Origin of the sequence: Mycobacterium sp., assembly GCF_965229105.1 — a bacterium.
In the GTDB taxonomy this organism is placed as follows: Bacteria; Actinomycetota; Actinomycetes; order Mycobacteriales; family Mycobacteriaceae; genus Mycobacterium.
On record NZ_OZ245858.1, the window covers coordinates 270,906 to 281,409 of the forward strand.

Annotated in this window: 8 protein-coding genes; all 8 read right to left on the reverse strand. The window is 62.3% G+C overall.

Annotated features, from left to right (window positions below; genetic code table 11):
- Positions 1–5: 5 nt before the first annotated feature.
- Positions 6–1,625 carry an MCE family protein gene (locus tag ADBZ9O_RS01330; RefSeq protein WP_526527685.1) on the reverse strand — a complete coding sequence of 540 codons (1,620 nt, stop codon included), beginning with the start codon at positions 1,623–1,625 and terminating at the stop codon, positions 6–8.
- A complete protein-coding gene (locus ADBZ9O_RS01335) occupies positions 1,625–2,893 on the reverse strand; it encodes an MCE family protein (RefSeq protein ID WP_526527686.1) in 1,269 nt (422 codons plus the stop codon). Before ADBZ9O_RS01335 ends, ADBZ9O_RS01330 begins: the two co-directional genes overlap by 1 nt.
- Positions 2,890–4,338 (reverse strand): MCE family protein, encoded by a 1,449-nt coding sequence (locus ADBZ9O_RS01340; protein ID WP_526527687.1) that lies wholly within the window; start codon positions 4,336–4,338, stop codon positions 2,890–2,892. Before ADBZ9O_RS01340 ends, ADBZ9O_RS01335 begins: the two co-directional genes overlap by 4 nt.
- Positions 4,335–5,417, reverse strand: a complete 1,083-nt coding sequence (locus tag ADBZ9O_RS01345; protein ID WP_526527688.1) for an MCE family protein — start codon at positions 5,415–5,417, stop codon at positions 4,335–4,337. The genes ADBZ9O_RS01340 and ADBZ9O_RS01345 overlap by 4 nt, the downstream gene beginning before the upstream one ends.
- Entirely contained in the window at positions 5,417–6,439 is a 1,023-nt protein-coding gene (locus tag ADBZ9O_RS01350) for an MCE family protein (protein ID WP_526527689.1), read from the reverse strand. The genes ADBZ9O_RS01345 and ADBZ9O_RS01350 overlap by 1 nt, the downstream gene beginning before the upstream one ends.
- Positions 6,436–7,623, reverse strand: a complete 1,188-nt coding sequence (locus ADBZ9O_RS01355) for an MCE family protein (protein WP_526527690.1) — start codon at positions 7,621–7,623, stop codon at positions 6,436–6,438. The genes ADBZ9O_RS01350 and ADBZ9O_RS01355 overlap by 4 nt, the downstream gene beginning before the upstream one ends.
- A 398-nt stretch (positions 7,624–8,021) precedes the next feature.
- Positions 8,022–9,251: a fatty acid desaturase family protein gene (locus ADBZ9O_RS01360; RefSeq protein ID WP_526527691.1), complete on the reverse strand. Its 1,230-nt coding sequence runs from the start codon at positions 9,249–9,251 to the stop codon at positions 8,022–8,024.
- A 9-nt stretch (positions 9,252–9,260) separates the two neighbouring features.
- On the reverse strand, positions 9,261–10,394 hold the full coding sequence (locus tag ADBZ9O_RS01365) for a ferredoxin reductase (RefSeq protein ID WP_526527692.1): 1,134 nt from the start codon (positions 10,392–10,394) through the stop codon (positions 9,261–9,263).
- Positions 10,395–10,504: the final 110 nt, after the last annotated feature.

Here is a 10,504-nt window from a genome sequence, read left to right on the forward strand (position 1 = left end):
AGCCATCATGGTGTATCCAACACCAGGTCCTTCCAGGTCTTCGTTGTTGTCGACGTGACGAGATCGGACTGGCGATACATCTGGCCGTCGTCGGCCATATAGGCACCGGTTTGTGGGTTGTACTGCGCCGTCGCGATCGACGGTGTAGCCCCAGAACTGTTGTTGCCGAACGCTGCCGGGGCAGCGGGCGGGAGAGTCCCAGCGGCGGGCGGGGGGAGCGCAGGATCCGCCGGCGCGGCAGCGGACGTCGCATCGGTGGCCGCCGCAGGTGGTGCCGGCGTGATATCCGCGGGCAATGCCGGTCCGACACCTGGCGGCAACGGCGTCCCTTCGAGCGGTCCGTAGAGGCCTTCGGCCGGGTTGACCCTGCCGTCGGGCGGAATGCCCTGCGAGATCAGGTTAGGGTCAAATGGGCTGGGTCCCAGCACATGCTGGCGTTGCGCCAACGGCACGAAACCCGTGGGGTCGTTACACAGCTGCACGGTCGGAGCACGCTTGCCCGGGTGGCCCATGCACGGGTAGTTGCGGGCGCCACGCACAGCGAGCGGCGAGTCCTGCGGCAGTTTGCAGTACAGGCCGTCAGGCGTGTCGATTTCGGTTTCATCGGCCGGGCTACGCCACGACGACGGCGGAAGGAAGCCGACCGTGCACGCCGGTGGGTCGGAAATCGTGATGGCGAAATCGCCCTGCGCCAACCCGGTCGGGTTGTTGGTCGGCGCTACTGACCGCGTCGCACCGACGTACGGCGGCAGCAGTACCAGCAGCTGTTCAATCGACGCGTTGTATGTCACGCCGACCTGACCGATGGTGCCGAGGTTCGCCAGCAGGATCGGGAGGGTGGGCTTGACATCGGACAGCAGCCGGGAGACCTCGTCGAGTGCACCGGGACCGCTGTTCAACAACGTGCGCAGCTGGGGATCATTCTCTTTGACCTGCTCGGTGATTCCGGCAATGCTGCGCGCCCAGGTATGGATCGCGTCGACGCTCTTGACCTGCGAATCCAGCAACGGGCCACTGTCATCGATAAGGGCGCGACTCTGGTCGGCGATACCGTTGAAATCGTTGGCCAGTTTCGACGACGAATCGAGCAGGGAACTGAAGTCGTAACCGGCTCCATCGAAGGCTTTGAACGACTCATCCAGCAGTGAGCTGAGCTTCCCTTGCGGGATGCTGTCGACCAGCGAACCCAGCTGGTCGAGCATCGGTCCGACCTGCTGGGGAACCGACGTGTCGCTCATCGCGATCACGGATCCGTCCTTCAGATACGGCGGCGACTCATTGTGGGGCTGAAGATCGACGTACTGCTCACCCACGGCCGACAGACTGAGCACCCGTGCCTTGAGCCCGGCCGGAATCTTGGGTGACGTCTCCAGGGACAGTGTGGCTTCCACGTGACTGGCGTCGATGACTTCGACCTTGGTGACCTTGCCGACGTTCACTCCGCGGTAGGTGACATTACTGAACTGGTACAGGCCGCCTGCCGCCGGAAGTTCCATCTTCACGGTGATGCGACCGATCCCCAGCAGTGTCGGTGCCTGCATATAACCGATGACCATGACGGCGACACCGATGATCGACACGATGGTGAAGATGATCAGCTGGCTGCGAACGAAACGGGTGAGCATCAGCCACCACCACCGTAGGGTCCGGCGAAGATCATCGACGGGTCACCGGGTTGCGCGATGGGTGCCCCAGCCGCCGTCGGGGGTGCCGCCGGCGGCGGCGGAACTGATTGTGGCGCAGATGTTTCCGCGGCAGGCGGCGGGGCAATCGGCGCCGGTGTGACGGGAGCGGAAAGTGGGTCCAGTGTGTACTGCATGTAATACGGCTCCCCCGGCGCGGGCACCAGCGGTGTTCCCTGCTGACCCCATCGGGTGCCCAGGAAGGTCGTCCGTTTGAGCCGCGGCACGGTGAAGTCGAGAGTCTCGAAGAGATTCATGTAATCGCCCCGCACGCCTTCGTCGATCACGGACTGGCCGAACGGGAACACCGTCGCGTAAGCGATCGCATGGTTGAGGCCGTCCCCGACATCGGCCAGCGCGCGAAGGGTGGGCTCGAGATTGCGCAGGTTGGTCACCAGATCCGCCTGCACGTTGTTGACCAGTCGCGTCGAGGTGTCACTGAACGTGCCCAGTTTGCTCAACGCGGTGGTGATTCGCGGCCGTTCTCTGATCAGCACGTCCATCGCGGGCGGAATCTCGTTCAATACCCGGGTGAGCACCTCGCTTTGGCCGGCGAAGGTCCCTGCCAGTCGGTCGAGGGCCTTGAGGGTGGCAACAAGGTTATCGCTCTGCGTTTCCAGGATGCCGACGAACTCATCCAGGCGGGACAGGAGATCACGGACGTCACCCTGGCGCCCCGCCAACGCGGTATTGAAGTTGTGGATGATGTTGCCGATCTGACCAAGACCACCGCCGTTGACCACTGTCGACAGCGATGACAAGGTTTGCTCCGTCGATGGGTAGGTCGAGGACCGATCCAGCGGGACAGTGGCACCAGGTGCCAGCCGCCCACTGGGCGCTTGGCCCACCGGCGGATCCAGGGCAACGTGCATCGATCCCAGCAGACTGGTCTGACCGATACTGCCCACCGCATTGCCAGGCACGACCGTATCGGGCTTCACAGACACGTCGACGTCGATGTGCCAGTTCGAGAAGGTCATCTTCCCGACGCTGCCGACCACAACGTTATCGATCATGACCGGCGAATTCGATTCCAGCGTACCGATATTAGCGAACTGCAGATGATAGATGTGCGCGTCCGAACCACGGCCTATCGCTCCGGGCAGCGGCAACGAATTCAGGCCGGAGAATGAACATCCCGTGGCCGCCATCGCGACGGCGCCACCCAGCGCGACCATACGCACTACCCACCTGCGCTTGCTGCTGATCATGATTGCGGTGCCCCTTCGGCCGGGAGCAACATCTCTGGCAGGGTGGGCGCCACATCCGGTGGCGGCGCAACGGGCGCAATAGTGGAGTTGATCTGGGGCGGACCGGGTATCGGCGCTCCCGGATACAGGGCGGGTGAAGGAAAAGCCGGTAGGTGCTCGGGCGCGGACGGGCCCGGCGGATACGGCGGCGGCACGTCACCCGGCGCCGGGTACGGATCGCCCGCCAGACCGGTGTAGGTCGAAATTGGCAGGGGGTTCTCCGGTGGGCCTGGGACCGGCCCCGCGCCACCGGGTGCGAGGGCCGGATCGCTGTAGATCAGATTGGTTGGTGAGTGCGCGAGATAGGCATTGAACGGGATCGGCAGGGAGTTGAGTCCCACGGTTCGCAATCCGGGCCCGAGGTACTGCGCACAGAGCTTCGCGGTTTCGGCAGATGTGACATCGGCGATCGCTCCGATCAACCCGCACGCGAAAGACACCGGATCGGCAAAGTTGTTCAGCACGAAACCGCCGGTCATGCTTCCGGTGTCGGGGTTGTAGATGTTGTAACCGTTGGCGATCGCATTGGGCGTCACATGCAGAACGTTCTCGAGGTCGGTCTTGTGGTCCACCAGATTCTGGGTGACGTTCGCCAGCCGCTGAATCTGTTCGACAGTCTGTGCGCGGCTACCCGAGACGAACCGTTGCACGTCGCCCACAGCGGAGGACAGTTTCGTCAGCGCCGCATCCAGCGTGGGCCGGTCATCGTTGAGCACACTGGTCAAGGTCGCGAATCGATCGCCGAACTGCACGATCTGCTCATCACTGTCGCGCAGCGCACTGACGAACAGCTGCAGGTTCTTGATGATGTCAACCAGGTTCCCGCTGCCGTCAGCAAGTATCCGGCCCACCCCGGACAGCTCGGCCAGCGTCTGACGCAGCTTCTCGCCGTTACCGTCCAACGCGTTGGCGGCGCTGTCGATGAACCTTGAGACCGAGGTACCTGATACGCCACTGCGTGGTCCCAAATCTGTTGCCAGACGCATTAATTGAGTCTTGACTTCGTCCCATTCGACCGGAATAGCGGTCCGTTCAACCGGGATCACCGCTCCGTCGCGCATCGTCGGGCCCGACGAATCGTAGGCCGGCGCCAACTGCACATAGCGAGCGGCAACGAGGCTCTGGGCGACCAGCACCGCCTTGGCGTCGGCCGGAATCGACACCTTGGGGTCGACGTCCAGGATCATCCTGGCCTGATCGCCCGCGGGTTCGATGGCGGCGATCGTGCCCACTTTGACCCCGAGGACCCGGACTTCGTCCCCCGGATAGATCCCGGTGGCACTGGTGAAGTACGCGGTGATCCGGGTGGGACCAAAGAACTTCTCTTTGATCAGGAGCGCCGAGCCCGCCGCCAACACGACCACCAGCACGGCCGCCAACACGATGCCGAGTCGTTTCCGGTTCATCGGGAGCCTCCCGGAATTCCATTGAACGGGAGCGGGAATTCGGCCCGCGGCCCGGCGTTGTCCGGGGGCTGTCCGGCGTTGACGCCGCGCCGGAACCCGAAGGCGTAGTCGAAGAACGGCTGAAGGGTCTGCGCAGGCGACAGGTTCGCTTCATAGGATTGGTAGTAGAAGCCGCTGGCCACCGACTCGCCCTGGGTGATCTCGAACTTGGCCAGGCCCGGCAGCGCCTTGCCGATGTTGTCGCGGTTCTTTTCCAACATCGCTGTCACCGAATTGAGCTTCTCCAGCGCAGGAGCCAGGTCCTTCTCGTTATCAGCTACCAATCCCGACAATTGTTCGGCCACAGTGGAAACGCTCGCGAGCAGGCTGACGATCGCCTCGCGCCGGGCGTTGAGCATCCCGATGAGGTCGTTGGCGTTGAGTATCAGCGTATTGAGCTGCTGGCTGCGCTTTCCCAGCACACCGCTGATGTCACCCGCGCCCTTGAGTAATGCGCGCAGGTTGTCGTTTCGGCTGTTCAAGGACCGCGATAATTCGGTCAACCCGTCGAACGTCGGACCCAGTTGCGGCGCGATCTGATCGAGGGTGTCAGACAGCGTGTCCAGGGACGCATTGATATTGGCGGTATCGGTGCCGCCGGTATTGGTCGTGAGGTCGCTGACCGCTTCGGTCAGCGAATATGGCGATGAGGTCCGCGACAACGGGATGACATCAGCGGAATGCAATGTGCCACTGCCTGCCGACTCGATAGTCATAACCCGCTGGCCCAGCAGCGTGCCGGTGCGGATGTGCGCGGTGGTTTCCGAGCCCAACCGAACGCCGGAGTCGACGACAAACGTGACAGCCACCTTGGCGCCCTGAAGTGATACATCGGATACCGAACCGACATTCATGCCTGACATCCGTACTTCGTTACCCACGGTGAGTCCGCCGGCCTCAGCGAACAACGCCTGGTGCCGAATGGTCGTCGCCCAGGAGATCAGTTTCGACGGCTGGAGCCCGACGGCGATGACCAGCACGATGAGAACGACGCCGATGATTCCCGGCCGAATGAGGTTGGCTGCGCGGTACTTGAGCATCAGCGCCGTTCACACCTGCCCGTCGTCTGCGAGATCCACGGAACGACGACGGTGCGCCCTTGCAGATCGCTGACCCGGATCGACAGCTCACAGATGTAGTAGTTCAAGAAGCTGCCGTACGCGCCGAGCCGAACCAGCTTGCGGTAGTTGTTTGGCGCCTTCTGCAGCGCGGTGTCGAGCTCACTTTTGTTCTTGTCCAGCACCGGCGCCAGCCGGCCCAGTTCGTTCACGGTGCCTGCCAACGGAGCTCGCGCGTTGCTCAGCAGATCGGCGATCGATGCGGTGCCGTCGCTGAGGGAGTCGATCGCCGTACCGATCGGATCGCGATCCTTGGCCAGGCCGGTGATCAACTGCTCGAAACGGTCGATGGTGTTGGAAAACTTGTCGCCGTCTTTGGCGAGCACACCCACAACGGTGTTGAGGTTATCGATCAACTGTTGGATCACCTGATTGTTGGCGGCGAGATCGTTGGTAAAGGAGGCGGTCTTCGTCAGCAGTGAATCCAAGGTGCCGCCCTGGCCCTGGAAAATCTGAAGCAGAGAGGCGGTCAGCGCATTGACGTCCTGCGGATTGAGGCCGGAGATCACCGGTTTGAGGCCGCCCAGCAGCAGATCGAGATCGAGCGCGGGTGTCGTGCGATCGACAGGAATCTGCGAGCCCGCGGCCATCAACCGCGGCGATCCCGGGCCGTCGGCCAGTTCCAGGAAGCGGTCCCCGACCAGGTTGAGATAGCGCACTGCGGCCTTGCTGCCGGTGGTCAGCACGACATTTCGGTCGGCGTCGAACCCGACCTCGACAGTGCTGTCCGGTCGCATGGTCAGTTTGTTGACGGTGCCCACCCGCAATCCGCCGGCCCGTACCGAGTCACCGGTTTTGAGACCGGAGACGTCGGTGAACACCGCGGAGTACGAGTTCGTCGTACCCGTGCGGTACTGGCCGAAAGTCACGAATAGCAACGCCGTCAACACCACCATCACGACGGCGAACGCGCCGAATTTCAGCGCGGACCGTGACCCCGTCATCCGGGCATTCCGATCTGTGAGGTGTTGCGCGGCGGCCCGTCGAGCGGTCCGAACAATGCCTGCTTGAGCGCGTCGGAATTCAACAGCAGGCCCTGATTGCCGTACTGCGCGGGATTGCTGCCTTGGTCAGTCACGACGAACGGCGGAGACTCGTTGAAGGGAAGGTCCGCAACCATGGTGCATTGCGGTCCGCCCTTTGCGGCCACCTTCGGGAGATTGCCCGGGTAGCGGTAGCGTTCGAGTCCCATCATGAAACCGGTGGAGAGCACCACACCCGGTTTCTGCAACGGCGGTCCCGACGCGAGTTTGTTCAACGCCGTCAGCCCACAGGTGAGGGCCGCGTTGTAGCGGTTTGTCAGGTCGAATGTCGGTACCAGTAGATGCAGCGTTTGGGTGAGCTGATCTGTGTTCGTACCGATCACGTCATTGCCGATATCGGCCAGGCCGATGCTACTGATCAGCAGTGCATCCAGGCCGTTCTGCTCCTCGACAAGGGTCTTGCTGATCTGCGCGCCATTGTCGGCGGTCGCTACCAGATCCGGCGCGGCATCGGCGTATGCGTTGATGACAACAGGTGCGACCTCTAGGTCATGGTTCAGGTTGTCCAGGCTGGGGTTGAGCTTGGCGAGCAACCGGTCGAAGTCTGTCAGCGTCTGGCCGAATTTCTCGCCGCGGCCATCGACCGCTTCGGAGATCGCGCCCAGCGTCGCGTTGAGCTTCTCAGGCTGAATCTTCGACAGCACACTGGTGAGTTGCTGAAAAATGGTGTTCCACTCGATGGTGACATGGTCAGCGGTGAGAATCTGCCCGGGCTTCAAGGTCTGCGGTGAGGGATCCGCAGGCGGAACCAGATCCACGGACTTGGCTCCGAACACGGTGGCAGACGCAATATCCACTCCCACGTTGGCGGGAATCTGAGCGAGCTGCGCGGGATCCATTTCCAGGTGGATAACGGCTTGGCCGTCCGGGCGCGTTTCGATCGAGCTGACCCTGCCGACCGGCACGCCGAGCAGTTTGACCTTCGCGTCGGGATTCATCACCAGACCAGCGCGCTGTGACATCACGGTCAGGGGAACGGAATCCGTGAAGTCACCCCGAAACATGGTCACAGACAAGGCCACGATTGCGCCGACAATCACGATGCTGGCCAAGCCGACCAGGCCGCGCACAGAGGTGTGCGTCAACAGGCCTCCTGCTGTTCCCGGGGAGCCTGATGATGGCACGGTACGCGGCCATTTACCGGTGATTTGTCAAGATCAAATCGGGGCCGGCTCACGGCGCAGGCATAGGGCATGTGTGCCCTCCTTGCTGGTGAAACGCACCGCTGAGCGATATGTGAACACGGACTGTTTACCTTACGGTAATGATTTCCGCAAGACTCTGACACTGCCGAATTTGACCCGTCACCTAGACGCTCAGTCCCAAACTTCAGAACGCGACCGAGACGGGTAGTACCAAATGTCTCAACATCTTTCACTCGTATCCGGTGCGTCACGCCGCACTATATATCCGGGGAAAACTAGGTTTTCCCCGATTTCGCAAAATGCCCTCGACTCGGCCGGTTCAGCGGTCGCCACTGGCGCTACCGCGAGCTCACCTCGAGCTCCCGCGCCGCGGTGCGAAGCCCCCGGCGCTTGCCGGTGCTGGGATCGACGCCGAAGGTGTCCTTGACCCCGCCTCTGATCCGGAACTTGAGCTCGGAGTGCGTCTCGGGTGCGTCGTCCGCGGAGGCCTGAAGGAACCTGTTCGGCAGTGCCAGCTTCGCAATGGTCATGAACGACTGGAGGTACTGCCCGCCAAGAGATCCAGTGGTGTATGGCAAGTCGTACTTATCGCAGAGTGCGCGCACCCGTACCGCGATCTCCGCATAACGGTTGCTGGGTAGGTCGGGAAACAGGTGGTGCTCGATCTGATAGCAGAGGTTTCCACTCATGAATGCCATTACCGGGCCGGCATTGAAATTGGCCGAACCGAGCATCTGCCGCAGATACCACTCGGCGTGGGTCTCGGCGTCGTACTCCTCCTTGGTGAATTTCTCTGCGCCGTCGGGGAAGTGGCCGCAGAAAATCACCATGTAAGACCAGTAGTTGCGGATCAGATTGGCAACGGCATTGGCACCCAGAGTGTGCTTCCAGTTCCGGCCGGACAGCGCGGGGAAGACCACATAGTCCTTGCCCACCTGCTTGCCGACTTTTCTACCGATGACTTTCAGATCGCGGAGGACCTCGCCTTTGGACTTCTCGCCCTTGCGGAACTTCGTCGTCTCCAGACCATGGGCGGCCACACCCCATTCGAACAGCGTCCCGAGCAACAGGTTGTAGACGGGGTTACCGATCATCCACCGCTCCCAGCGCTGATCACGGGTCAAACGCATGATGCCGTAGCCGATATCGTCATCCAGCCCAACGACATTGGTGTACTTGTGGTGCACGAAGTTGTGCGATTTCTTCCAGTGCACGCTCGGCGAGGTGGTATCCCATTCCCATTCGGTGGAGTGGATCTCCGGATCATTCATCCAGTCCCACTGCCCATGGGTGATGTTGTGCCCAAGCTCCATGTTCTCGATGATCTTTGCCGCGGCGAGCATTCCGGTCCCAGCGATCCTGGCGGCCCGGTTCCCGCTGGCGAACAACGCGATGCGACCGCCCGCGGCCAGGGCTCGCTGCAGCTGGATTGCCCGACGGATATAGCGGGCGTCGCGCTCGCCGCGGGATTCCTCGATATCGGTTCTGATGGCGTCCAGTTCACGCGCCAACTCCTCGACATCAGCGCTGGTGAGGTGTGCGTATTCCTTGATATCGGTAATAGCCATCCAAATCTCCTAGATGTTGATGGTGCAGTCGCCGGACGCCGCTGAAATACAGGTTTGGATGCGATCACCCTCGCCGTGCTCGGCGCCGGACCTGAAGTCGCGAATGTGCCCCGCTTCCAATGGCAGAACGCAGCTCTGGCAGATCCCCATGCGGCAGCCGAAGGGCATCTGGATACCCACCTGCTCCCCTGCTTCCAATAGCGAGGTGGCGCCGTCGACGTCGACGGACTTGTCCGAGATCGCGAAGGTGACGGTGCCACCTTCGCCGCCTTTGTCGGTCCGCGCGATGACGAACCGTTCCATGTGCAGGTTTTCCCGCACGTCCGCGTCGGCCCACCGGGACTCGATGGCATCGAGCATCGCCGGCGGGCCGCATGCCCAGGTCGGTCGGTCCTGCCAGTCCGGGACGATGTCGTCGAGGTCGGCAGCGAAGTCCAGATGCCCGGCATCGTTGGTCAACTGCAGATGCAACGTGTAGTCGCCCTCAGCCTCGGAGAGGTCGACCAACTCGTCGTGGAAGATCACCTCATCGGCGTTCGGCGCCGAATGGATGTGCACGATGTCGGGGTAGTGTCCCCGCTGCCGCAACGCACGAAGCATCGCCATAACCGGGGTGATCCCGCTTCCGGCCGTGACGAGCAGCAGCTTGGGCGGCGGCGGATCGGGCAATGCGAAGTCCCCCTTCGGGGCCGCAAGACGCACGATCGTTCCGGGTTCGACCCCATTGACCAGGTGGGTGGACAAGAACCCTTCTGGAGTCGCCTTGACGGTGATCGAGATGAGCTTCTTATCCCGGCGCGGAATCGAGGTCAGGGAGTAGGAACGCCAATGCCAGCGGCCGCCGATCCGCACACCGATTCCCACGTACTGGCCCGGCAGATAGTCGCCGGTGAAACCCCAGCCGGGTTTGATCGTGACGGTGGCGGAGGTCTCGGTCTCTTTGTCGACGTTGACGATCTCGCCGCGCAGCTCACGGGCCGACCACAAGGGATTGATCAGTTTCAGGTAGTCGTCCGGCAGCAGCGGGGTGGTGGCTCTGGCCGCCAGACCGCGCAGCAGGTTGACCTTCGGTGAGGTGGCGGTCTGCACATCCTTGGCCGGTGCGACAGTCCAGCGGGTCAGGCTGCGGATTTTCGAATTCATCGCGGCTCCGTTGATTGGTTTGGACTGAGTTTCGGTGAACACCTGTGCACCGACTACCCCGATGTCGCGGAGCGCCAAACATCGCGAGCAAACCCGGAGAGAATGCGAGG